Consider the following 21,506-nt stretch of genomic DNA (forward strand, 5'->3'; position numbering starts at 1 on the left):
GCCTCGACGAAGCCGGCGGCCCAGTCGCCCGCCGGAGTGGTCGTCGGCAGCACCGACCACGCCGCGCGAGGGCGGCCGCCGTCGGTCAAGGCGGCCACCAGGTGCGCGGAGCCCGGGTAGCCGGCAAGGACCTGGGGCTCCGCGGGCCGGGCGGCCGGTGCCGGGTGGTCGGGCGGCGAAGCCTTCTCCGTCGCCGCGTGGCGCGGTGGCACCGCGGTGCGGACGACGTCGGCGAAGCTGCCCGCATAGTGATCGGCGACCGCCCGGACCAGCGCGGCGATCCGGGGCGTGAGGACGGGCTCCGGCGAGACCACCTTGTGCAGGGGGCTCAGGTCGGTCCGCTCCCCGTGGTCCGCGCGCTCGAGGATGAACCCGTCGCGGAGCTGGCCGGCGAAGCGGACCTTCACCCGGGCTCCGGGACGGGCGACGCGGTCCAGTTCGTCGGGGACGGCGTAGTCGAACGGCCGGTCGAGGTTGGCCAGCGGCAGGTCGACCGCCACCTTCGCCACCGGTTCGTCCATGGCTGGCATCGTAGGCGTCCGGTCCGACGCCCGTGGCGGTGGACGAATGCGCCGTCGCCGTCCGGCAGCGGTGCACGATGGGCCAAACAGCGCCGGGGTGCTCGCCGGAGCGGGCCGGGCACGACGAGAATCTGGAGGATGAGGATCCAGAGCGTGACGGTCGGGCTGCCGTGCACCGACCTGGCCCGCAGTGTGGAGTGGTACCGCTGCGCGTTCGAGCTCGACACCCCGGACCTCGAACCCTCCGACGGCGTCGTGGAGTTCAAGCTGGGACCGATCTGGGTGCAGCTCGCCGAGAGCCGCGGCGGGCTCGCGGCCGAGCTCGCCACGGTCCAGATCGAGGTCCCTGACGTCACGTCGGAGCGCTCGCGCCTCGCCGCGCTGGGTGTCGCCGTGGGCGACCTCGCGCAGGTCGACAATGTTCTGGAGTACTTCGACTTCGTCGACCCCGACGGGAACCGCCTCGCCCTCTTCACCGAGGTGGAGCCGTGAGGCCGGCGCCAGGGCTCAGCCGGTGAACTCCACGTCCACGGTCTCGCCGAGGCGGCGATAGCCGATCGCGGCGTAGATGCCGTTGCTGGTGGGGTTCGCGAGATCGGTGTAGAGCATGCAGCGCAGGCCGCTCTCCACCAGGGCGGTGCTCACGGCCGCGGTGACGGCACTGGCGTAGCCGTGACCCCGCGCCGGGGGCGGGGTGTAGACATAGCTGACCCTGCTCACCCCGCCGGCGGGCACGCTGTGGCAGGCCATCGCGACCGGCTCGGGGTCGCACCACAGCCGTACCCTTCGGTCGCGCAGGAAGAGCGCGGACGTCGTCGCCGGCACGCCGGTCTCCGCCGAGAAGGCGGCCAGCCAACCGTCCACCAGCGTGGTGTCCGTGATCGTGGCGACCCTCGCCCGCCCCGACGCGGGCCGGCGCAGCACCGGCGGACCGGGCAGGTCGTGGACGCCCATCCGCATCACGACCCGCTGGTTGAGCCCGGTCAGGGAACACCAGGTGTCGGCGAAGGCGGTGACGGAGTCCTGCTGACCGCCGACCCCGCCGGGACGAAGGCCCTCGGCGAAGACGAACCGCGCCAGGGCGGCGGCCGCACCGGGGCCGGACAACGGCAGGTGGAGCAGGTGCCCAGGGGTGTGCATGGCGGGGAACAGCGGACGACCCGGCCGTTCGACGAGGAAGAAGGACGCCTGGGGCAGGGGAACCCTGAGACAGCCGTTCACGGTCGACGCGAGCACCGACAGCAACACCGGCTCGACCTGGACGAGCGGCTCGAGGATCGGCCAGAGCTCCCCCGCGTCGGTGTAGCGCCGGACCTCCGTCCCCGGACCGGACGGCCGAGGGCGAGGTCGGCTCACCCCTTGACGGCGGCGGAGAGGGCCTCGGCCCGATCGGTGCGCTCCCACGTCATCGCGTCGAGTTCGCGGCCGAAGTGACCGTAGTTGGTGACGCAGGAGTAGATCGGACGGATCAGGTCGAGATCACGAATGATCGCGGCGGGGCGCAGGTCGAAGACGCCCAGCACCGCATCGGTGATCTGGTCGACCGGCACCTTCTCGGTGCCGAAGCACTCGGTGTAGAAGCCGACCGGGTGCGCCCGGCCGATCGCGTAGGCCACCTGCACCTCGCACCGGTCGGCCAACCCTGCCGCGACGACGTTCTTCGCCACCCAGCGCATCGCGTACGCCGCCGAGCGGTCGACCTTGGAGGGGTCCTTGCCCGAGAACGCGCCGCCGCCGTGGCGCGCCATGCCGCCATAGGTGTCGACGATGATCTTGCGCCCGGTCACCCCCGCATCGCCCATCGGGCCGCCGATCACGAAGGTGCCGGTCGGGTTCACGTAGGTCTTCAGGCCCGCGGTCGGGATCGGGTAGCGCGCCAGCACGGGCTCGATCACCCGCGCGCGCACCTCGGCGGAGATCACGTCGTGGGTCGCCGCCTCCACGTGCTGGCTGGACACCACGACGGTGTCCACGCGGACGGGTACGTCGCCGGCGTACTCGATCGTGACCTGTGTCTTGCCGTCGGGCAGCAGGAAGTCGAGCTCGCCGGAGCGCCGCACCTCGGCGAGCCGCTCGGCGAGCCGGTGCGCGATGTCGATCGGCAGCGGCATCAACGTCGCAGTGTCGGTGCAGGCGTAGCCGAACATCAGGCCCTGGTCACCGGCGCCCTGTGCGTCGAGCGCGTCGCAGGACCCCTCCTCGCGCTGCTCCTCGGCGCTGTTCACACCCTGCGCGATGTCGGGCGACTGCACGCCGAGCGACACCAGCACGCCGCAGGAGCGCCCGTCGAAGCTCTTCTCCGAGGAGTCGTAGCCGATGTCGAGGATCCGCTGCCGGGCCAGCTGCGCCACGTCGGCGTACGCATCGGTGGTCACCTCGCCCGCCACCACGACGGTGCCGGTGGTGACCAGCGTCTCCACGGCGACCCGCGAGGACGGGTCCTGCCGCAGCAGCTCGTCGAGGACGGCGTCGGAGATCGAGTCGGCGACCTTGTCGGGGTGACCCTCGGTGACGGACTCGGAAGTGAACAGCCTGCTCACGCAGGCCTCCTTTCGCTGACGGCAACGGCAGCGTCCACTATGGCATGGGCCACCGACGTCTTCGAACCGGCCGCCTGACCGACCAGGCCGGTCGCCGCGAGCAGCAGCACCCGGTTCTCCTCGGCACCGAACACCGCGCCACCGGACACGTTGTTCAGCACCAGCAGCTGGCAGCCCTTGCGGGCGAGCTTCTCGGTGCCGAGGCGAACCAGGTCACGGTCGTCGGAGGCGGTCTCCGCCGCGAAACCGACCACCACCTGGCCATCCGGACGCCGGGCGGACAGCCCGGCGAGGACGTCGGTGGTCTGGGTGAACTCCACGGTGAGCCCCTCCTCGCCGGTCTTCTTCAGCTTCGTGTCGCTGGGGCGAACCGGGGTGAAGTCGGCAGGAGCAGCGGACATCACGACGAGATCCGCCGCCGGCGCGTGTTCGGCCATGGCCGCGGCCAGGTCGCCGGTCGACAGCACCGGTACGACGCTCACGCCCGCCGGCGGCTCGATCGCGAGGTTCGCCGCGACCAGGGTGACCTCGGCGCCGCGCTGGACGCAGGCCCGCGCGAGGGCCACGCCCATCAGGCCGGAGGAGGAGTTGCCGAGGAAGCGGACCGGGTCCAGCGGTTCCCGCGTCCCTCCGGCGCTGATCAGGGCGCGCCGGCCGGAGAGGTCCTGCGCTGACATCCGTGCCGCGGCCTGGGGGTCGGCAAGCGCCGCCAGGGCGGACGCTTCGATGTCCTCCGGCTCAGGCAGCCGCCCTGCCCCCGAGTCGGCCCCGGTGAGCCGGCCCTCCGCCGGACGCAGCACGACCACGCCGCGGGACCGCAGCGTGGCGACATTGGCCTGGGTGGCCCGGTGGTGCCACATCTCGGTGTGCATCGCCGGGGCCATCACCACCGGGCAGGTGGCGGTGAGCAGGACGTTGGTGAGCAGGTCGTCGGCCCGCCCGGACGCGGCCCGTGCGAGCAGGTCGGCGGAGGCCGGGGCGACCACGACGAGGTCGGCGTCGCGGCCGAGCCGGACGTGGGGCACCTCGTGGGCGTCGGCGAACACCGAGGTGTGCACGGCGTGGCCGGATAGGGCCGCCCACGTGGGCTCCCCGACGAACGACAACGCGTTGGCGGTCGGCACCACGTGGACGTCGTGGCCGGCCTCGGTGAACCGGCGCAGCAGCAGGCAGGCCTTGTACGCGGCGATCCCGCCGGCCACGCCGAGCACGATCCGGCTCATCGGGGGCTCAGCCCAGGTCGTCGGAGCCGAACGGGTCGAGCGAGAAGTCCGGATCGCCGGCGGCCTCGGCGCGGGCGGCGGCCTCGGCCTCGGGGTCGATCTCCGTGCACTCCAGCACGTCCGCGGCGATCTCGCGCAGGGCGATCGAGAGCGGCTTCTCCTGGATGCCGATGTCCACCAGCGGGCCGACGTTCTCCAGCAGTCCCTCGCCGAGCTGGGAGTAGTAGGCGTTGATCTGGCGGGCGCGCTTCGCGGCGAAGAGCACCAGCCGGTACTTGGAGTCGACCCGGGTCAGCAGGTCGTCGATCGGCGGGTTGGTGATTCCCTCGGGAGTGTGAGTGCTCAAGTTCAGCTTCCTGATTGAAGAACGCGGCGCACGCGAGAATCCCCGGCGAGGAACCGGTGCATGCCGTCACAGACCCAACAACTCTACCAACTGCTCCACCGCAGCGCCCAAATCGTCGTTCACGACGACGTGGTCGAACTCCGCGGCGACGGCGAGTTCGCCCTCCGCCGTCTGCAGCCGACGGGCCATCTGCGCCGGTGTCTCCGTGCCTCTGGCCACCAGCCGCTGCTTCAGCGTGTCCCAGGTGGGCGGGGCGATGAACACCGTCCGGACATCCGGCATCCGCCGCTTCACCTGCCGCGCGCCCTGCACCTCGATCTCGAGGATGACCCGCCGGCCGGCGGCCACCGCGGCCCGCACCGGGGCCGCCGGGGTGCCGTAGCGGTCGGTGCCGTGTACCAGCGCCCACTCCAGCAGGCCGTCGGAGGCGACGAGGTCGTCGAACTCCGCCTCGCTCACGAACAGGTAGTGCTCGCCGTCCACCTCGCCGGGCCGGGGGTTCCGCGTCGTCGCGGAGACCGACACCCAGACGTCGGGATGGCCTTCGCGGAGGGCCCGGACGACCGTGCCCTTGCCCACCGCGGTCGGACCAGAGATGACGGTGAGGTCACCGATCACTGAACTCGGCCTTCAGGCCGGCCACCTGATGGCGGCCGAGCCCGCGGATTCGCCGGTTCGATGCGATGTCGAGGCGCTCCATCACCACGCTCGCACGCTTCTCGCCGACTCGCGGAAGCGCCTTCAGCAGGTCCACGACCTTGACGTGGGCGAGGATGTCGTCGTCCGCCGCGATCTCGAGGGCCTGGCTGAGCGTGAGCGCACCGGTGCGCACCTTGCTCTTCAGGTCAGCACGCCGGCGGCGGGCTTCGGTGGCCGCCGCGCGGGCGGCTTCGAGTTGCTCGGTGGTGAGCTGGGGGATCGTCACTGCAGTGCCTTCGTCTGGGGTCTTTGGCTTGCCTTGCACGCCCAACCTAGCGTCCCGCGCGTCCGCCGTCATCCGAACCAAAATGTTCACGCACTAGGTGTGATGGAGGCCGGTTCAGCGGACGGAGGCGGAGAGCAGCTCGGACACCCTGCCGCGCAGGGCCGAGGAGTCCGGGCCCGCCGAGATCACGCCGCGGCCCACGACGGCGAGGACCTGGTCGACCGCGTCCCCGAAGAGTCCGGGGAGGTCCTCCATCCGCCCACCCTGGAATCCGATCCCCGGCACGAGGATCGAGCCGTTGAAATCGCTCAGGTCGCAGCCCAGGTTCTCGTGGGTCCCGCCGACGACCAGGCCGATCGCCTTCTGCCGGGAGGCGTGGTTCACCTCGGTGGCGGCGTCGATGATCGACTGCACGACCGACGCGTCCCTGCTCAGCGCCAGCTGCACCTGGCCGCCCTCCGGGTTCGACGTGCGGGCGAGCACGTACACGCCGCGCTCGTAGCGGTGGGCTCGCTCGAAGGCAGGGGCCAGCGATCCGAAGCCGAGATACGGCGACAGGGTGATCGCGTCCGCGGCGAGCGGTGAGCCGTCGGCGAGGTAGGCGTCGGCGTACGCCTCCATGGTGGAGCCGATGTCGCCGCGTTTGACGTCCAGGATGCTCAACGCGCCGGTGCCGGAGATGTCGGCCAGGACCCGCTCCAGCGCGGCCACGCCGGCCGAGCCGTAGGCCTCGAAGAAGGCCGACTGCGGCTTGAAGGCCGCGACCATTCCGCCCAGGGCGTCGACGAGGGTGCGGGCGCACCGCTCCGCGCCGGCGGCGGTCGGGTCCAGGCCCCAGGCCTTGAGCTGGGAGGGGTGCGGGTCGATCCCGACACAGAGGGGCCCGCGGTCGGCGACCACCTCCCTCAGGCGTCGCCAGTAGGTGGTCACGATCCCTGCCTTTCCACGTCGAGGGCGTTCACCGCGGCCGGGAGCCCCGGCCCACCGTAGATGAAGCCAGTGTAGAGCTGGACGAGGCTCGCCCCGGCGTCGAACAGCGCCATCGCATCGGCGGCGGTGATCACCCCGCCGACCCCCATCACCGGAAGATCGGTGTGCTCGCAGACGTAGCCGACGACCTCCCGCGCACGCCGGGTCAGCGGAGCTCCGGACAGCCCGCCCGCCTCCGCCGCTCTGGTCTGGTCGGACGCGGCCAGCCCGTCGCGGGCCAGCGTGGTGTTGGTGGCGATCAGCCCCGCGGCTCCGTGGTCGGCGCACGTCGCGAGCACCTCGTCCAGCTGGGCCCAGGTCAGGTCGGGGGCGACCTTCACGAAGATCGGCATCGGGCCGCAGCGGCCAGGGCCCCGCTCCGGCACCGACGGGTGGCTCTCGGCCGCCATGGTGGCTGCCTCGCTCACCAGGGCGCCGAGCAGGTCCGCCAGCGCTCCCCCGTCCTGCAGCGAGCGGAGGCCGGGGGTGTTGGGGCTGGACACGTTCACGGCGACGTAGTCGGCGTGCGGGGCGAGCAGGCGGTAGGACGACAGATAGTCGGACACCGCGTCGGCGAGCTCGACGAGCTTGGTCTTCCCGATCGAGATCCCGATCGGGATGCCCGCCACGCCGTTGCCGCGGAACACGTTCCGGGCGGCCAGCGTGGCGGCGACGGCCTCCGCGCCGGGGTTGTTGAACCCCATCCGGTTGATCACGGCCTTCGAGTCCCGCAGCCGGAACATGCGGGGCCTGGGGTTGCCCGGCTGGGCGCGCGCGGTGACGGTGCCCAGCTCGGCGAAGCCGAAGCCGAGACCGCGCCAGGCGAGTACCGCGGTGGCGTCCTTGTCGAGGCCCGCGGCCAGGCCGACCCGGGAACCGAAGTCGATTCCCGCGACCGTGGTCCGGCGGCCCCGGCTGCCCGCGACCAGCCCGGTGAGCGCCGCAGCGGGGCCCGCGGAGCCGAACCCGGCCAGAACGCGGATCATCAGCTCGTGGATCGCCTCGGGGTCGCCGCCGCAGGCCCGGAACAGCACCGGGCGGAGCAGCCTGGTGTACCCGGCGTCCAGGAGCCCTGCGGGGAGCCCCATCAGTCGAGGTCGGCGAGTTCGGAGCGGACGTCCGCGCTCCACTCCTGCAGTGGCCGGACGCCGACCGCGCCCCGGCGCAGCGCCTCGATGCCCTGGACACAGGCCGACAGGCCCTGCACGGTGGTCACGCACGGCACGTCGGCGAGGATCGCCGCCGACCGGATCTCCCAGCCGTCCCTGCGCGGGTTGCCGTCCTTGGAGACGCCCTGCGGGGTGTTGAAGATGAGGTCCACCTCGCCGTCCAGGATGGCCTGCACGACCGTCTTCTCCCCGTTCGGGCCGGGCCCCTGCGACGCCTTCCGGATCGTGGTGACCTCCACGTCCTGACGCCGCAGCACCTGGGCGGTGCCCTCGGTGGCCAGCACGGTGAACCCGAGGTCGGCCAGCCGCTTGACCGGGAAGATGGCGTGCCGCTTGTCCCGGTTCGCGACCGAGACGAACACCGTGCCGCCGGTCGGCACGCTGCCGAAGGACGCCGCCTGGCTCTTCGCGAACGCGGTCCCGAAGGTCGCGTCCAGCCCCATCACCTCGCCGGTGGACTTCATCTCGGGGCCGAGCAGGGTGTCCACCCAGGAGCCGTCGGCGGTGCGGAACCGGTTGAACGGCATCACCGCCTCCTTGACGGCGATCGGCGCGGACTCCAGCGTGGTGGTGCCGTCGCAGCCGGCGGCGCGCAGCACCCCCTCCGCGCGCAGGTCGGCGATGCTGGCGCCGAGCGAGATCCGGGTCGCGGCCTTCGCCAGCTGGGTGTCGGTCGCCTTGGAGACGAACGGGACGGTGCGGGAGGCCCGCGGGTTCGCCTCCAGCACGTACAGCACGTCGCCGAGCAGCGCGTACTGGATGTTCAGCAGGCCACGCACACCCACCCCGCGCGCGATCGCCTCGGTGGCGGAACGGATCTGCTCGATCACCTCGTTGCCGAGTGTGATCGGGGGCAGCGAGCACGCCGAGTCGCCGGAGTGGATCCCGGCCTCCTCGATGTGTTCCATCACGCCGCCCAGGTACAGCTCGGCGCCGTCGAACAGCGCGTCGACGTCGATCTCGATCGCGTCGTCGAGGAAACGGTCGACCAGCACCGGCCGGGACGGGGTGATGTCGGTGGCCCGCTCGATGTAGGCGACCAGCGACGTGTCGTCGTAGACGATCTCCATGCCCCGCCCGCCCAGCACGTAGGAGGGGCGGACCAGCACCGGGTAGCCGATCTCGTGCGCGATCCCGAGCGCCTGCTCCGACGACTCCGCCATTCCGTAGGCAGGGGCCGTGAGCCCGGCGTCGGACAGGACGGTGCCGAACGCGCCCCGCTCCTCGGCGAGGTTAATCGCCTCCGGCGAGGTGCCGACGATCGGGACGCCCGCGTCCTTGAGCGCCTGGGCGAGCTTCAGCGGGGTCTGCCCGCCGAGCTGCACGATCACACCGGCCACGGGACCGGCCGCGGCCTCGGCGTGGTAGACCTCCAGCACGTCCTCCAGCGTGAGCGGCTCGAAGTACAGCCGGTCGGAGGTGTCGTAGTCGGTGGAGACCGTCTCGGGGTTGCAGTTGACCATGACGGCCTCGTAGCCGGCGGCCCGGATCGCCATCGCCGCGTGCACGCAGGAGTAGTCGAACTCGATGCCCTGGCCGATCCGGTTCGGGCCGGAGCCGAGGATCAACACGGCGGGCTTGTCCCGCGGCGCCACCTCGTTCTCCTCGTCGTAGGAGGAGTAGTGGTACGGCGTGCGGGCGGCGAACTCGGCCGCGCAGGTGTCGACGGTCTTGTAGACCGGGCGGACGCCGAGTGCCCACCGCACCCCGCGCACCACGTCGGTGGACAGGTTGCGCAGCCGTGCCACCTGCTCGTCGGAGAGGCCGTGGCGCTTCGCCAGCCGCAGCAGGTCGGCGGTCAGCTCCGGGGCGGTGCGCACCTCGTGGGCGACCTCGAAGACCAGCTGGAGCTGGTCGACGAACCAGGGATCGATCTTGGTGGCCTCGTGGACCTGCGCGGCGGTCGCACCGAGCCGGAAGGCCGTCATCACCTCGGCCAGCCGGCCGTCGTGCGGGCGCGCCATGCTGGCCAGCACCTCGTCCAGCGACGCGTCGATCCGGCCGGTGAAGTCGAAGCCGGCCCTGGCGTCCTCCAGCGAGCGCAGCGCCTTGCCGAGCGCCTCGGTGAAGTTGCGGCCGATCGCCATCGCCTCGCCGACGCTCTTCATGTGCGTGGTGAGGGTGGAGTCGGCGGTCGGGAACTTCTCGAACGCGAACCGCGGTGCCTTGACCACGACGTAGTCGAGGCTGGGTTCGAAGGACGCCGGGGTCTCCGCGGTGATGTCGTTGGGGATCTCGTCGAGGGTGTAGCCGACCGCGACCTTGGCCGCGATCTTCGCGATCGGGAAGCCGGTGGCCTTGGACGCGAGCGCGGAGGACCGGGAGACCCGCGGATTCATCTCGATGACGATCATCCGGCCGTTGTCGGGGTTGATCGCGAACTGGATGTTGCAGCCGCCGGTGTCGACGCCGACCGCACGGATCACCGCGATGCCGACGTCGCGCATGGCCTGGTACTCGCGGTCGGTGAGCGTCATCGCAGGAGCCACCGTGATCGAGTCTCCGGTGTGCACGCCCATCGGGTCGAGGTTCTCGATGCTGCAGACGATCACGACGTTGTCCGCCTTGTCCCGCATCACCTCCAGCTCGTACTCCTTCCAGCCGAGCACGGACTCCTCGATCAGCACCTCGGTGACCGGGGATGCCTGCAGGCCGCGGCCGGCGATCCGCCGCAGTTCCTCGGGATCGTGGGCGAAGCCGGAGCCGACGCCGCCCATGGTGAAGGAGGGACGCACCACCACCGGGTAGCCGAGGTCGGCCGCCGCCGCCAGCACCTCGTCCATGGTGTGGCAGATGGCGGATCGGGCGACCTCGGGGTGGGCACCGGGGACGTCGAGAGAGGCGACGATCTCCTTGAACTTCTCCCTGTCCTCGCCGGACTGGATCGCCTCGAAGGAGGCGCCGATCAGCTCGACCCCGTACTTCGCGAGCACCCCCGAGGAGTGCAGGGCGACCGCGGCGTTGAGCGCGGTCTGGCCGCCGAGGGTGGCCAGCAGGGCGTCCGGACGCTCGGCCGCGATCACCTGCTCGAGGTACTCGGGCTGGATCGGCTCGATGTAGGTGGCGTCGGCGAACTCCGGGTCGGTCATGATCGTGGCCGGGTTGGAGTTCACCAGGACGACCCGGAAGCCCTCCTCGCGAAGCACGCGGCAGGCCTGGGTGCCGGAGTAGTCGAACTCGCAGGCCTGGCCGATCACGATCGGGCCGGAGCCGATCACCAGGATCGAGGAGATGTCGTCGCGGCGGGGCATCAGGCGTCTCCCTCCTGTGTGGAGCGGGCGGTTCGGTGCGCGTCCATCATGGCGACGAACCGGTCGAACAGGTAGGCCGCGTCGTGGGGCCCGGCCGCGGCCTCCGGGTGGTACTGGACGGAGAAGCCCCGCAACTCGCCGTCGGCCGCGCGCAGCTCGAGTCCCTCCACGACGTCGTCGTTGAGGTTCACGTGCGAGACCCTCGCCTCGCCCCATTTCGTGTCCGTACCGCCCTGGAGCGGTGCGTCCACGGCGAAACCGTGGTTGTGCGCGGTCACCTCCACCTTGTTGGTGGTGAGGTCCTTCACCGGCTGGTTGATGCCGCGGTGGCCGTACTTCAGTTTGTAGGTGCCGAAGCCGAGCGCGCGGCCGAAGATCTGGTTGCCGAAGCAGATGCCGAAGTAGGGCAGGTCCGCGTCGAGGACCTGCTGGAGCAGCGCGACCGCGTCGTCGGCGGCCGCCGGGTCGCCGGGCCCGTTGGAGAAGAACACGCCGTCCGGGGCGACCTCGCGGACCTGGTCGATGCCGACGTCGGCGGGCAGCAGGTGCACCTCGATGCCACGCTCGGACATCCGGGTGGGGGTCATGTCCTTGATGCCGAGGTCGATCGCCGCGACGGTGAACCGCTTCTCCCCCACCGCGGGTGTCACCTCGGCCTGGTGGACGGTGACGTCCGCGACCAGGTTGGCTCCTGCCATCTGCGGGGACGCGAGCACCTTCGCGAGCAGCCGGTCGACGTCGAGGTCTTCGGTGGAGATGCCGACCCGCATGGCCCCTCGTTCGCGCAGGTGCCGGGTCAGCGCGCGGGTGTCGAGCTCCGCGATCCCCACGACTCCCTGCTCGCGCAGTGCCTGGTCCAGCGAACGGTTGGAGCGCCAGTTCGAACGCACCCGGGACAGGTCGCGCACCACGTAGCCCGCCACCCAGATCCGGCCGGACTCGTCGTCCTCGTCGTTCCAGCCGGTGTTGCCAATGTGCGGCGCGGTCGCCACCACGACCTGGCGGTGGTAACTCGGGTCGGTCAGCGTCTCCTGGTAGCCCGACATGCCGGTGGAGAACACCGCCTCACCGAAGGTCTCACCGCGCGCGCCGAAGGAAACCCCCCGGAAACTGCGCCCGTCCTCCAGCACCAGCAAGGCGGGGATCTGTTCACAGGAGTGGTAGCTGCTCGGCATCGACATCCTTCGCGTAGGGAGCCCGGGTCTGCTGTCGAACCCGGACGAGGTTACCAAACCTGCGCGGGCTAGAATCCGCGTCGTGGCCGATGGACACGCGATGGACGCTCCCGCTGTGCGCACGGACGCCCCGTCCTCGGGCGGCCCCGGTGGCCGGCCCCGCCGTGTCCCCCGCACCCTGGTGGTGGCCCTCGTCGTCGTCCTGCTGGCCGGCCTGGCCGGGTGGGCGCTGGGCGGCTTCGACGAGCGCCGCGACTACGCCTCCGCGCAGCCGGGAGAGGAGATCGACGCGGGCAACCTGGTCTTCGTCCTCGACGACGCCACCGCGCAGCAGGACAGCACCGGCACGTGGACGCTCATCCTCCACGGCACCGTGAGCAACCCGCACGACGAGTCGCTGGCCCCCGTCCAGGGCGGCGCGGGCAACCTGGCCGTCGTGCCCGCCCGCGGGCAGCAGAGCGCCGTGCTGAGCAGCGTCGAACTCGGTGGCACCTGGCGCAGGACCGTCGTGCCCCCGGGCGGCACCCCGGTCGAACTGGCCGCAGGATTCACCCTGCCCGCCCGGACGAGGTTCGCAGATACGGTCGTGGCCGGCGTGTTCCCGTTCGAGTACACCGACAACTCGGTGCTCGGTGTGTCCGGCGGGCAGAAGACGTGGAACCCGGACTCCACCGCACGCGGCAGGATCGTCACCCTGCCGCTGACGATCCTGCCCGCCGAGAAATAGCCCTCAGCCGATTGCCGCCGGCAGGACCAGGCGGGCCACCCGCTCGCCGTCGACGATGTCGATGCGCACGCCGTCGACCTGACCGACCAGCCGCCGCGGAACCTGGAAGGCCATCGACACGGTGCCGTCGGTGCCGGCAGAGCAGAGCGGGCTCGCGTCCGGGTCGGAGGGGGTGTACGCCAGCTCGCTGGCGAACCAGTAGTCGCCGGCCTTGAGGTAGGCCAGGCAGCCGTTGCCCTGCGATCCGGTGAGGTCGACACTCAGGTCGGCGATGACGAAGGTCGCCCCGTCGACGGCCTCGGTGGTGTCGAAGGCCCCGGGCAGTGCACTGATCGTGTACAGCCGGTCGAGGTGGAACGTGGCTCCCGCGACGGTGGCCGTCGCGCCCGGCTCCGCTGTCGCGTAGGCCAGCCGGCCGTCTCCGCGGGAGAGGTACAGCGACGCGGCAACCGTGACCACAGCGGCGAGCACGCCGGCGAGCAGCAGCCGGCGCGACCGCGCCACGAGGCGCTGCGTCCACGGCGTCTGGGGCTCGGTCATGCCGCCGCCTCCAGCGGCGTCGTCTCGACCGTTGTGACCGGGTCGGCGGAGTCGGCCTGGCCGGTCCCCAGGGCGAGTGGAACCTGCACCCACTCCTGGTAGGACGAGAACACCTCGCCCGGCGCGAAGACGAGGGCGGTCCGGGGGCCGATGTCCACCGGGTCCACCTCGAACACGGTCTCCTGGGCCACCTTGAAGCCCGCCGGAGCGATCGGGGCGCCGAATCCCGACCACGGCGAGTAGCTGCGCTCCCCCGACACCAGCGTGAGCCGCACGCTGCCACCGTTCGGCCCGGGCGAGGCGACCAGCACCGGCACCACGACGAACACGAGGTCGGTGGTGATCACCTCGGATCCGACCTCGATCGAACGGGCGAGCCGCGGTTGCCCGGCCTTGACCTGCTGACCCTGCAGGTCGCCGGACTGCATCACGGCGACCTGGTTGGTCTCGTGCATGTCCCACTCCGGCAGCCGGCCCGCCCCTACGACGACCAGCGCGGTGACGACGACGATGCTCACGGCCTCGACACCGCCCGTGCGGACGGCGCCGCCGAGGGTGGGGCCGCGGGCCACCAGCACGGGTTCCACCGCCTCGGACGCCTGCGCCGCGAAGATCGACAGCGCGCGCGTGTACGCGACCGCGAGCAGCACCCACAACACGCCCATCACCAGCACGAGCTTGACCAGGTCGACCAGGGGCAGCAGGCGCAGCCAGAAGTCGATCGGGTGGCCGCCGACGAGGTGAAGGGCCAGGTGGTTCAGCTGGTCGCCGGCCGTGTCCACGAGGGTGAAGGCGATCACGAACGCGCCGAGGAACGGCCAGCCGGCCCGCAGCACCAGCCGCAGCGACTGCCAGGCGGGAAGGATCGTCTCGTCCACCGTGCCGAGGAACAGTTCCTGCGCCGTGAGGGCGAACTGCCGGATTCCGCGCACGTTCTCGCTGTCGACCCGCAGCCGGGCGAGTGTCCGCGCGCCGCGCCGGGCCGGCTGCTCCCCGGGCGGCTCCCCGAGCCGCCAGACGTCGGCGAGGCTGAGCACCTTCGTTCCGAACACCAGGCCGGCCATCGCCAGCCACAGCAGAGGTCGGGTGAAGCCGTCGAACAGCACCGGCCACAGCGTCCCGGCCCAGAACGCCCACGTCTGGGTGAGGAAGGCGGGCAGGTCGAGGTGGACGAGGGAGGCCAGCTGGGCCACGCCGTCGTCCAGCCACTGCCGGAACACGCGGTCGTCGGCCCACAGCACCACCTGCTCCCAGATCCGGAAGGCGACCAGGAGGACGAGCAGCGCCACCGTGGCCTCGACGAGGATCTCCACGACGCCCACCAGCAGGGGGAAGCGGGTGCGCTCGCGCCACCGGTCGCCGATCAGCTTGAACCCGTAGCCGACGACGAGGAACCCGATCGTCCAGGCCAGCACCGTGGGGTTCTCGATCGGATTCATCGCGATCATGAAGTCCGCGTAGCCCTTGCGGACCCCGGCGAGCTTCACCAGGTCGGACGCGTAGTCGCTGACGAAGCCGAAGGTGGTGTAGATCGCGAGGAAGGGCAGCAGCGTGATCGTGAGCAGCTGCACGGGGCCGGTGTCTCGGCCGTCGTCCTCCTCGGTCTCGACGGACGCCCGCTTCAGCATCGCAGGGATGCCCAGGTGCACGGCGACCAGCCGCAGCAGCGCCAGGATCGATGCCAGCTGCAGCACCATCCCGACCGCGAGGATGACGATCACCAGCCAGGGCAGGACGGAGGACACCTCGCTGGCCAGCAGGATCGACAGCTCATTGGCCGACCAGCCCAGCAGCATCAGGCCGAGCACGGGGGCGGCCAGTCGCCCCAGCGTGCGCCCGGTCCGGATGACGAGCAGCGCCAACTCGTCCCAGAGCCGGCCGAGCGAATCGGTCACCGCATGCATGGGCGGGGCGTCCCGGCTACCGCGCTCCCCCGTCCGCGATCAGCGCGGACAGCAGGCCGTTGAGGAAGGCCGGGGAGTCGTCGGTGGACAGCTGCTCGGACAGGGCGACGGCCTCGGCGAGGACGACGTCGGCGGGGGTGTCGGTCGCGACCAGCTCGAAGGCAGCCAGCCGGGCCAGGTTCCGGTCGACCCGGGGCATGCGGTCGAGCGTCCAGCCCTGGGACAGCACACTCGCGATGCGCCGGTCGAGCTCCTCCGCCCGCGCGGCGACGCCCTCGACGAGTTCGACGGTGAAGTCGCGCACCGGCGGGTCGTTCTCCGCGCGGTGCGCGGCCAGCACATCGGTCGCGGCCGCCTCCCGCAGGTCGGCCTCGAACAGGATGTCCAGCGCGCGCTTGCGCGCCTTCGCCCGGGCCGGCCGCCGGCCCTCGGGCTCGGCGGAGATCGTCTCCACCAGTTCGAGGACGGTGCCGTCGGGCTTGGTGATCCGGATCGGGTCGGACACTCCGGTCAGACCCGGCCGAGGTAGTTGCCGTCGCGGGTGTCGACCTTGACCTTCTCGCCCGTGGTGATGAACAACGGCACCTGGATCTGCAGGCCGGTCTCGACGGTGGCCGGCTTGGTGCCGCCGGTGGACCGGTCGCCCTGCAGGCCGGGCTCGGTGTAGGTGACCTCGAGCTCGACGGAGGCGGGCATGTCGATGTAGAGCGGGTTGCCGTCGTGCAGTGCGACCGTCGCGACCTGGTTCTCCAGCAGGTAGTTCTTCGCCTCGCCCACCACGTCCTCGCTGATGTTCAGCTGGTCGTAGGTGTCGGTGTCCATGAACACGTACGCCTCGCCGTCGTGGTACAGGTACTGCATGTCGCGGCGGTCGACGCTCGCGGACTCCACCTTGGTGTCGGAGTTGAAGGTGCGGTCGACCACCTTGCCGGTGAGGACGTGCTTGAGCTTGCTGCGCACGACCGTGTTGCCCTTGCCCGGCTTGTGGTGCTGGAACCAGATCACGGTCCACAGCTGTCCGTCGATGTCGAGGACCACGCCGTTCTTCAGGTCGTTGGTGGAGATGGTTGGCACGAGCGCCCGCTTTCGTCCGAGGAGAGTTTCGCGACCGCACAGTCTAGCCGCCCCCGCCGACTTGTCAGAATCTCCGCCGGGCCGGGCCGGCGGAGCTCTGACCCGTCGGCAGCGACGGGGCGGGGTCACGGACGGCGGGTGCGGATTCCGTCCAGCAGGTCGGCCTTGGCGCGGGCCCGCGGGAGCGAGTGCTCCTCCATCCAGTCCGCAGTGGCCCGGCTCCCGGCCTCGCGCAGGCCGTGGATCACCTGGCCGACCACCTGCGGCGACTTGTTCTGGCTCATCTTGGCCTTGCCGTCGACGCGGGTGATCCGCACCTCCACCCCCACGATCGCGCGGAGCAGCTTGTCCACGGCCGCGGAGTCCATCGCGTCGACGGACGCGTCTCCGTGCGCCCGGCTGAGCCGGCGGACGACACTCAGGATCCACTCGGGGTCGCGGTGGACGACCAGCTCGCCCCAGGCGTGCACCGTGACGTAGTTCCAGGTCGGGACGTTCGGCGAGGCCGGCGTGCTCAGCCAGCCCGCCTCGACGTAGTCATCGGGGCCGTGCAGCACGAACAGTGCCTCGACCGGCTCGCCCGCCTCCCCCGGACGCCACTGGTCGTTCACCAGCGACAGGTGGCCGACCAGCCTTCCGAACCCGGTCCCGTCCGGCTCGTGCAGCATCGGGACGTATGTGGCGACCAGACCCTCGGGTCCGTGCGTGACCAGGTCACCGGCCCGTCCGGACGCCAGCACCTCAGCGATCTGCTCCGGGGTCATCGCGAAGTGCGCGGGGATGTACACGTTCAGGCCTCGTTCAGCCGCAGGAAGGCATCGGCCAGGGCGCCCTCGCTCGGGTCGGCCACCACGGCGGGCTCGCCGAGCCCGCTCAGCAGGACGTAGCGCAGGCTCGACCCGCGGGCCTTCTTGTCCAGGTTCATCGCCTCGCGCAGCTTCAGCCACACGCCCTCGGGATAGCTCGTCGGCAGGCCGGCCAGGGCGAGTACGCGGCGGTGCCGGGCAAGGAGCTGGTCGTCGATCATGCCGAGTTCCCGCGCGACCTCGGCCGCGAACACCATGCCGATCGCCACCGCCTGCCCGTGCCGGAGCAGGAAGTGCTCCTCGCGCTCGATGGCGTGGCCGAGGGTGTGCCCGTAGTTGAGCGCCTCCCTGCCGATGTCGCCGCCCACCGACGTGCGCTCACGCAGGTCGGAGGCGACCACGGCAGCCTTCACGGCGACCGCCCTGCGGATCAGCTCGGCCTGCCGGGGGCTCGCCGGGAGCAGCGCGTCGGCCGGGTCCTCCTCGAACAGCTCCAGGATGGACGGGTCGGCGATGAAGCCACACTTGAGCACCTCGGCCATGCCCGAACGAAGCTCCCCGTCGGGCAGCGTCTCCAGGAAGTCCAGGTCGGCGAGCACCGTGAACGGCTCGTAGAAGGACCCGACCAGGTTCTTGCCCGCACTCAGGTTGATCCCGGTCTTGCCGCCGACCGCCGCGTCCACCATGGCCAGCAGCGAGGTCGGCAGCGCGATGTAGCGGACGCCCCGCAGCCAGGTCGCCGCGACGAAGCCGGCAAGGTCGGTGGTCGCGCCCCCGCCGAGGCCCAGGACGGCGTCCGAGCGGGTGAAGCCGGCGCCGGCCAGCGCCTCCCAGCAGCCCTGCAGTACCTCTGCGGTCTTGCCGGCCTCGGCCTCGGGGACGCGGATCGCGGTGACCTGCTGGTCGAGCCCGGCGGTGATCGCCGGCAGCAGCGAAGCGAGCCCTGGCGGGTGGATCACGGCGACCCGCTCGACCCCGTCCAGGAACTGCGGGAGCAGGCTGGACGCCCCGCGTCCCACCACCACCTGGTACGGCTGGTCGGTGCTGACGTCGATCGGCACCCAGGTCATCCCACGCTCCTCGCTCGACTGATCGCGTCCGCCACCTCCGCGGCGCTCCGCCGGTCGGTGTCCACCGCCAGGGTGGCGACCGCCTCGTACAAGGGTGCCCTGCCCGCGAGCAGGGCACCCAGCCGGTCCCGGATGGCGACCAGCGCCTCCATGCCCAGCGTGTTCATGCCCAGCCGACGGGTCACGGTCGCGACGGAGGCCCGCAGCCACACCACCGGAGACCCGGCCAGGGCGGCACGCACCGGCGCCAGGTCCACCGCGCCGCTGCCGAGCACGACCACCCCGGGACCGGCGAGGGCGGCGAGGGACGCACGCTCCTCGATCTCGCGGTAGGCCGCCTCGCCGGAGCCGGCGAAGAACTCCTCGGCGCTGGAGCCCAGCTGGTCCTCGACCAGGCGGTCGACGTCGACCAGCGGCACGCCCCACCGCTCGGCGAGCACCTCGGCGACGGTGGACTTCCCCGACCCGGGGATGCCGACCAGGACGAGGTCGGGACCGGTCAACCCAGGTTCCGTTCGGCCAGCCGGGCCAGGTAGGCGGCGTGGTTGCGGCGGATTTCGGCCAGCGAGTCGCCGCCGAACTTCTCCAGCGCGGCCTCGGCCAGGACCAGCGCCACCATGGCCTCCGCGACGACTCCGGCCGCGGGCACGGCGCACACGTCCGAGCGCTGGTGGTGGGCCTGCGCGGCCTCGCCGGTGGTCACGTCCACGGTGCGCAGGGCCCGCGGGACGGTGGCGATCGGCTTCATCGCCGCGCGGACGCGCAGCACCTCGCCGTTGCTCATCCCGCCCTCGGTGCCGCCGGAGCGGTTGGAGAGCCGGTGGACGCCGCCGTCGGCGGGCAGCATCTCGTCGTGGGCGAGGCTGCCCCTGGTCGCCGCCAGCGCGAAGCCGTCGCCGACCTCGACACCCTTGATCGCCTGGATGCCCATCAGGGCGCCGGCGAGCTTCGCGTCCAAACGGCGGTCGCCCTGGCTGTGCGAGCCGAGACCCGGCGGCAGCCCGTAGGCCAGCACCTCGACGACACCGCCGAGGGTGTCGCCGTCGGCCTTCGCCGCGGCGATCTCGTCGAGCATCGCCTGGCCCGCGGCCCCGTCGAAGCAGCGGACGGGGTGCGCGTCGACGGCCTCGAGGTCGTCGGGGCCGGGCAGGACGGACGCGGCGGCCTCCGCGGCGCCGATCCGGACGACGTGGCTGAGCACGCGGATCCCGAACGCCTGCTCGAGGAAGTTCGCCGCGACCCGTCCGAGTGCCACGCGCGCAGCGGTCTCACGGGCGGAGGCCCGTTCCAGGATCGGCCGCGCCTCGTCCCAGTCGTACTTCTGCATCCCGGCGAGGTCGGCGTGCCCCGGCCGCGGCCGGGTGAGGGCCGCGTTGCGGGCCAGTTCGGCCAGTTCGTCCGCCGGCACCGGGTCGGGTGCCATCACGGTCTCCCACTTCGGCCACTCCGAGTTGCCGACCATGATCGCGATCGGTGAACCGAGGGTCTCGCCGTGGCGCACCCCGGTGAGCAGGGTGACCTCGTCGGCCTCGAACCTCATCCGCGCGCCACGGCCGGTGCCGAGCCGGCGCCGGGCGAGCGCGCTGGACACGTCCTGCGAGGTCAGCAGGACGTGGGCGGGGATGCCCTCGATGGTCGCGACCAGGGCGCGTCCGTGGGATTCGCCCGCGGTCAGGTAGCGCAGCATTCCAGCCCTATCCGAAGCACTTCTTCTTGTTTGCGTCGCTCTGGGCACACCAGGCCTGGAACTTCGCGACGCTCGCGTCATGACCGGTCTTGTCCGCGTTGAACTCGGTCTCGCCGGTGTCGAGGTTGACGACGGCGAAGTAGAGCCAGTCGCCCTGGGCGGGGTTCAGCGCCGCCTCCAGCGACTTCTTCGACGGCGAGGTGATCGGTCCCACCGGCAGCCCCTTGTGGACGTAGGTGTTGTAGGGGGAGTCCTTCTTCCGCTCGGCATCGGTCGTGGTGACTCGACCCGTGATGTTGTTGGCGTAGGCGACCGTCGCATCCGACTGGAGCGGCATCCCCTGCTTGAGCCGGTTGTAGAACACGCGGGCGATCTTCGCCCTGTCCTCCTCCACGGGGCCGGCTTCCTTCTCGATGATGCTGGCCATGATCAGGACCTCGTAGGGCGTGTAGCCGAGCGCGGCGGCGCCGTCCTGGAGGCCGATGTCATCGGCGACGACGTTGAACTGCTTGGTGGCCAGCTTGATCACCGAGGTCGCGGTCGGCTTGTCCGGCAGCTCGTAGGTGTCGGGGAAGACGAAGCCTTCCGCGCCCCGCTTGGCCCAGCTGGGCAGGCCCAGCTTCTTCCAGTTCTTCAGCGCCCTGTCGAAGTCGGCCTTCTTCACCCCGCTCGCCTTCGCCATCGTCGTGACGGCCTGCGCGAGCGTCTGGCCGTCCTTGAGCGTCATCCGGTTGTGCACGATGTTCGCCGGGTCGAGCAGCATCGCGAGCGCCACCTTGGCGGGCAACTGGGTCTTCAGCGTGTAGCGGCCGTAGGCGATCTTCGAGGAGTCGGCATTGGCCGCCGCCTCCCGCGTGAACGCCTTGGTGGTCTTCACCACGTCGGCCTGGACGAGGATGTTGGCGATGTCGGAGATCGTCGCTCCCTTCGGGATGTCGACCTCCACCGGCGCGATCCCTTCGCCGATGTAGTCCTCGGCGGTGCGGTAGTCCATCCACGCGTCGTGCGCCCTGGTGTAGACCAACCAGCCGCCGCCGATGAACACCGACAGCGACAGCAGCACGGCGAACGCCGAACGGAACTTGTACCAGACCTCCTTGAGGTCCAGCTTGCCGGTCTCGGGATCCCTGATCTCCCCGGGGAATCGGTTACTCATCCGCTGGCGTCCTTCCTTCGCCGGGCCCGGGCTGCAGTTCCCCTGGCGGCCGGCCGGTCGTGCGTTCGTGGTGCAGGGCCGTCTCCAAGAGTGCCACGGCAGCGGCCTGGTCGATCACCCGACGCTGCCGACGGGTGTTGCGTCCGGCGGTGGACAGCTGCCGGGAGGCGGTCACGGTGGTCAGTCTCTCATCGACCAACCGGATCGGCACGTCAGGCAGCGCCGCGGCCAGCGTCGTCGCGACCTCCCGCATCGCGACGGCGGCGGGCCCCTCGGCGCCGGCCAGGTTGCGCGGCAGGCCGAGCACGACCTCCAGCGGCTCGTACTCCGCCACGAGGGCGCGGACGCGGTCGAGGGCGGCGGGGCCCGCCGGCACGGTCTCCACGGGGTGGGCGAGGATCCCGTCGGGGTCGCTCGCCGCGA

General features: G+C 71.4%; 22 protein-coding genes and 1 pseudogene. 2 read left to right on the top strand and 21 right to left on the bottom strand.

Annotation, left to right across the window (positions count from 1 at the left end; all coding sequences use genetic code 11):
• A pseudogene (locus tag QM633_RS07660) lies at positions 1 to 521 on the bottom strand (primosome assembly protein PriA); the annotation flags it as partial.
• Positions 522 to 659: 138 nt separating this feature from the next.
• On the opposite strand from QM633_RS07660, the gene QM633_RS07665 reads away from it, so the two are divergent.
• Positions 660 to 1,013, top strand: coding sequence for a VOC family protein (locus QM633_RS07665; protein ID WP_415153150.1), 354 nt, complete (start codon positions 660 to 662; stop codon positions 1,011 to 1,013).
• Between the two features lie 15 nt (positions 1,014 to 1,028).
• On the opposite strand, the gene QM633_RS07670 is transcribed toward QM633_RS07665, so the two are convergent.
• From QM633_RS07670 to carA, 10 genes are all read right to left on the bottom strand, one after another.
• Complete coding sequence (locus QM633_RS07670) at positions 1,029 to 1,877, bottom strand: GNAT family N-acetyltransferase (RefSeq protein WP_415153151.1); 849 nt, start codon at positions 1,875 to 1,877, stop codon at positions 1,029 to 1,031.
• On the bottom strand, positions 1,874 to 3,061 hold the full coding sequence (metK, locus tag QM633_RS07675) for a methionine adenosyltransferase (RefSeq protein ID WP_415153152.1): 1,188 nt from the start codon (positions 3,059 to 3,061) through the stop codon (positions 1,874 to 1,876). Before metK ends, QM633_RS07670 begins: the two co-directional genes overlap by 4 nt.
• Positions 3,058 to 4,284, bottom strand: a complete 1,227-nt coding sequence (gene coaBC / locus QM633_RS07680; protein WP_415153153.1) for a bifunctional phosphopantothenoylcysteine decarboxylase/phosphopantothenate--cysteine ligase CoaBC — start codon at positions 4,282 to 4,284, stop codon at positions 3,058 to 3,060. Before coaBC ends, metK begins: the two co-directional genes overlap by 4 nt.
• A gap of 7 nt (positions 4,285 to 4,291) precedes the next feature.
• Complete coding sequence (rpoZ, locus tag QM633_RS07685) at positions 4,292 to 4,630, bottom strand: DNA-directed RNA polymerase subunit omega (RefSeq protein ID WP_415153154.1); 339 nt, start codon at positions 4,628 to 4,630, stop codon at positions 4,292 to 4,294.
• A gap of 66 nt (positions 4,631 to 4,696) precedes the next feature.
• On the bottom strand, positions 4,697 to 5,248 hold the full coding sequence (gmk, locus tag QM633_RS07690) for a guanylate kinase (protein WP_415153155.1): 552 nt from the start codon (positions 5,246 to 5,248) through the stop codon (positions 4,697 to 4,699).
• Positions 5,238 to 5,555 (bottom strand): integration host factor, actinobacterial type, encoded by a 318-nt coding sequence (mihF, locus tag QM633_RS07695; RefSeq protein ID WP_415153156.1) that lies wholly within the window; start codon positions 5,553 to 5,555, stop codon positions 5,238 to 5,240. Before mihF ends, gmk begins: the two co-directional genes overlap by 11 nt.
• Positions 5,556 to 5,669: 114 nt before the next feature.
• The gene (pyrF, locus tag QM633_RS07700; protein ID WP_415153157.1) at positions 5,670 to 6,485 is read right to left on the bottom strand and encodes an orotidine-5'-phosphate decarboxylase; all 816 of its coding nucleotides are present in this window, start codon (positions 6,483 to 6,485) and stop codon (positions 5,670 to 5,672) included.
• On the bottom strand, positions 6,482 to 7,612 hold the full coding sequence (locus QM633_RS07705; RefSeq protein ID WP_415153158.1) for a quinone-dependent dihydroorotate dehydrogenase: 1,131 nt from the start codon (positions 7,610 to 7,612) through the stop codon (positions 6,482 to 6,484). Before QM633_RS07705 ends, pyrF begins: the two co-directional genes overlap by 4 nt.
• A complete protein-coding gene (gene carB / locus QM633_RS07710; RefSeq protein ID WP_415153159.1) occupies positions 7,612 to 10,944 on the bottom strand; it encodes a carbamoyl-phosphate synthase large subunit in 3,333 nt (1,110 codons plus the stop codon). The genes QM633_RS07705 and carB overlap by 1 nt, the downstream gene beginning before the upstream one ends.
• A complete protein-coding gene (gene carA, locus QM633_RS07715) occupies positions 10,944 to 12,119 on the bottom strand; it encodes a glutamine-hydrolyzing carbamoyl-phosphate synthase small subunit (protein WP_415153160.1) in 1,176 nt (391 codons plus the stop codon). The genes carB and carA overlap by 1 nt, the downstream gene beginning before the upstream one ends.
• Before the next feature lie 82 nt (positions 12,120 to 12,201).
• On the opposite strand from carA, the gene QM633_RS07720 reads away from it, so the two are divergent.
• Positions 12,202 to 12,846 carry a hypothetical protein gene (locus tag QM633_RS07720; RefSeq protein WP_415153161.1) on the top strand — a complete coding sequence of 215 codons (645 nt, stop codon included), beginning with the start codon at positions 12,202 to 12,204 and terminating at the stop codon, positions 12,844 to 12,846.
• Between the two features lie 3 nt (positions 12,847 to 12,849).
• On the opposite strand, the gene QM633_RS07725 is transcribed toward QM633_RS07720, so the two are convergent.
• The 10 genes from QM633_RS07725 to ruvX form a co-directional block, all read right to left on the bottom strand.
• Complete coding sequence (locus QM633_RS07725; protein WP_415153162.1) at positions 12,850 to 13,386, bottom strand: hypothetical protein; 537 nt, start codon at positions 13,384 to 13,386, stop codon at positions 12,850 to 12,852.
• A complete protein-coding gene (locus QM633_RS07730; protein WP_415153163.1) occupies positions 13,383 to 15,281 on the bottom strand; it encodes a hypothetical protein in 1,899 nt (632 codons plus the stop codon). The genes QM633_RS07725 and QM633_RS07730 overlap by 4 nt, the downstream gene beginning before the upstream one ends.
• A 25-nt stretch (positions 15,282 to 15,306) precedes the next feature.
• Positions 15,307 to 15,795, bottom strand: a complete 489-nt coding sequence (gene nusB / locus QM633_RS07735; RefSeq protein ID WP_415153164.1) for a transcription antitermination factor NusB — start codon at positions 15,793 to 15,795, stop codon at positions 15,307 to 15,309.
• A gap of 5 nt (positions 15,796 to 15,800) precedes the next feature.
• Entirely contained in the window at positions 15,801 to 16,355 is a 555-nt protein-coding gene (gene efp / locus QM633_RS07740) for an elongation factor P (RefSeq protein ID WP_415153173.1), read from the bottom strand.
• A gap of 134 nt (positions 16,356 to 16,489) precedes the next feature.
• Positions 16,490 to 17,152: an FMN-binding negative transcriptional regulator gene (locus QM633_RS07745; RefSeq protein WP_415153165.1), complete on the bottom strand. Its 663-nt coding sequence runs from the start codon at positions 17,150 to 17,152 to the stop codon at positions 16,490 to 16,492.
• 2 nt (positions 17,153 to 17,154) lie between these two features.
• On the bottom strand, positions 17,155 to 18,240 hold the full coding sequence (gene aroB / locus QM633_RS07750; protein ID WP_415153167.1) for a 3-dehydroquinate synthase: 1,086 nt from the start codon (positions 18,238 to 18,240) through the stop codon (positions 17,155 to 17,157).
• Positions 18,237 to 18,743 (bottom strand): shikimate kinase, encoded by a 507-nt coding sequence (locus QM633_RS07755; RefSeq protein WP_415153169.1) that lies wholly within the window; start codon positions 18,741 to 18,743, stop codon positions 18,237 to 18,239. The genes aroB and QM633_RS07755 overlap by 4 nt, the downstream gene beginning before the upstream one ends.
• Positions 18,740 to 19,927 carry a chorismate synthase gene (aroC, locus tag QM633_RS07760; protein WP_415153170.1) on the bottom strand — a complete coding sequence of 396 codons (1,188 nt, stop codon included), beginning with the start codon at positions 19,925 to 19,927 and terminating at the stop codon, positions 18,740 to 18,742. The genes QM633_RS07755 and aroC overlap by 4 nt, the downstream gene beginning before the upstream one ends.
• Before the next feature lie 7 nt (positions 19,928 to 19,934).
• Complete coding sequence (gene mltG / locus QM633_RS07765) at positions 19,935 to 21,083, bottom strand: endolytic transglycosylase MltG (RefSeq protein ID WP_415153171.1); 1,149 nt, start codon at positions 21,081 to 21,083, stop codon at positions 19,935 to 19,937.
• Positions 21,076 to 21,506 (bottom strand): Holliday junction resolvase RuvX (gene ruvX, locus QM633_RS07770; RefSeq protein ID WP_415153172.1); only part of this gene is annotated, 431 nt, incomplete at its 5' end. The genes ruvX and mltG, both read right to left, overlap by 8 nt.

It is taken from the genome of Propionicimonas sp. (genome assembly GCF_047606205.1).
Classification (GTDB): Bacteria; Actinomycetota; Actinomycetes; order Propionibacteriales; family Propionibacteriaceae; genus Propionicimonas.